Source organism: Methylobacterium nigriterrae (assembly GCF_037106235.1).
Lineage (GTDB): Bacteria > Pseudomonadota > Alphaproteobacteria > Rhizobiales > Beijerinckiaceae > Methylobacterium > Methylobacterium nigriterrae.
In genome coordinates, this window is record NZ_JBAWTG010000512.1 from 1 (window position 1) to 523 (window position 523).

The 523-nt window shown below is 72.7% G+C and carries 1 protein-coding gene; it reads right to left on the bottom strand.

All coding sequences use genetic code 11. The annotated features are described in order from the left end of the window. Nucleotides 1-523 (bottom strand): ATP-grasp domain-containing protein (locus WDW90_RS38005; protein ID WP_336492857.1); only part of this gene is annotated, 523 nt, incomplete at both ends.

Below are 523 nucleotides of genomic sequence, written 5' to 3' on the forward strand. Positions count from 1 at the left end.
AGGCGGCGGCATCGTCGAGGGTGAGCTTGCAGTCGAGCGCCACGACGCGGCCGTCGGCGAGCAGCGCCAGCGGGTTGATCTCGATCAGCTCCGCGTCGACCTGGCCGGAGATCCGGTAGAGGGCGGCGAGGATGCCGGGGATCGCATCGGCTGCCGGCCCGAGGTCGAGCCCTGAGACCAGGGCGCGGGCCTCGACCTCGGTGAAGCCAGCGTCAAGGTCGACCGGATGGCGCCGAAGGGCCTCGGGGCGGGTCTCGGCCACCTCCTCGATGTCCATGCCGCCCTCGGTTGAGAACAGGACGAGGGGCCGCCGGCTCGCCGTGTCGGTCAGGATCGCGGCGTAGAACTCGCGGGCGATCTCGGCCCGCTCCTCCAGCAGCACCGACTCGACGGCATGCCCGTCGATCGTCATGCCGAGGATGGCCTCGGCGAGGCTGCGGGCCTCGTCGGCCGAGTGCGCCGCCCGGATGCCGCCGGCCTTGCCGCGCTTGCCGGTGGGGACCTGCGCCTTGACCATGCAGGG